Below are 1511 nucleotides of genomic sequence, written 5' to 3' on the forward strand. Positions count from 1 at the left end.
TAGGGCTTGCTGAATAATTGATCGCTTTTTGGCGATCGGGAGTGATCGATTATTCAACCAGAGTTAAAGATGAGTTTTTCCGGCCTCATTTTGAATGAAATATAAGCGCAAATTATGTTAAGCCCAAAAACAGGCATTGTTTTCCCCGAACCGCTTAAAAACACACAAAAAACCCGGCGCCACCAGGTAGAAAGGTTTATTACTAAAAAAGTGATAGCAATAGCTGTACCAGAGGTATTCTCAAGTTTTGTCATTACCAGATTCAGGCTAAACCTTCGTTTACCTTGCCCAAATTTTCCCTCAATTGCCTGACGAATCTTCTCATCTTCCTTGGCTTGCTTCTTTTTTTCTTTACTCACATTTGCTGGAGGTCTTCCTAGGGGGGGTCCACTGATTCTAATGCCTTTTTCTTTACACCAAGCTCGGTTCTCTCTTGTACGGTAAATGCGATCGGCATGAACGGACTCTGGATAATATCCTGTGAAGCTATAATAAGCTTCTACTTGTGCTTTCAAGTCTCCTGATTCGTTGAAATTATCCCAACTTATTCGGTCTAAGAATACATATCCTTCAAAACAGCTCGCTGAGAGTTTAGCTCCAAACTCTACCTTTTTTCCTGCTTTTCCTCTGACAATCGGACGAATATGGGGTTGACTTAAACTTACTATTCTCTCTTCTATGCTCTGTTTGTTATGTTCAAACAGCCACTGTTGTTGGCGATAGACTTCTGTCAGGACTAGCAAGGTTTTATATTGCTTTTTTGTCAGGCTTTCTAGGGTTGCACCTGACTCGATTAACTGTCCAATATGAGCGAGGTTTCTCTTGATATATTGGAGTTGTTTTTTCAGTGCCTGTCTTCTCTTGCTGCGAGTGGGTCGTCTTTGTTTGGCTACTGCTAAGTAGTCTTTTCTTGCTAGATTACGGTAGGTTCTTGGTTTTTTCTTGGTGGTTTGATATCTGATCTGTTTATACAGGATGTCTATGATTTTTTCTGTATGAACTCTAGCTTTGTTTAATAGCCCTAAGTCGGTCGGATAGGTAATGTCGGCTGGGGCACAAGTCGCATCTATGATTAATTTTCCGAACTTGGGCGATTCATTTTTTGCGTCCAAATCCTTTTTTTTTTCGGTCTTAACTGGGGTGATGGAGCGCATTTTTTCGACCAGGCGTTCGTTCACTTTTTTAATTAGATTCCAACTAATCCGTTGCCGAAAGTGTACTAATAGTGATGGGTCAAATGGTAGCTCATTACTGTAGCTTGAGCTACCGATAAAGTATTGTAGATAGGGGTTTTCACGGATTTGTTCTACCGTTTCGCGATCGCTAATTCCCAGCTTTTCTTTGATAATTAACGCCCCCAATGCCATCCGAAAGGATTTGGCTGGTGCGCCCTTTTCTGTGGGGAAGTTTTCAGCATATTCTGATTCAAATTCTGACCACGGGATTAGTTCGCCCATTTTTACCCAACGGTTGTCAGCAGACAACCTTCCTCCGAAAGGCAGTTCAAACTC

The 1511-nt window shown here is 41.6% G+C and carries 1 protein-coding gene; it reads right to left on the bottom strand.

All coding sequences use genetic code 11. The annotated features are described in order from the left end of the window. Positions 1-53: 53 nt before the first annotated feature. Positions 54-1511 (bottom strand): IS5 family transposase (locus QUA45_RS28755; RefSeq protein ID WP_333223343.1); only part of this gene is annotated, 1458 nt, incomplete at its 5' end.

Source organism: Microcoleus sp. Pol12A5 (assembly GCF_036701435.1).
GTDB lineage: Bacteria > Cyanobacteriota > Cyanobacteriia > Cyanobacteriales > Microcoleaceae > Microcoleus.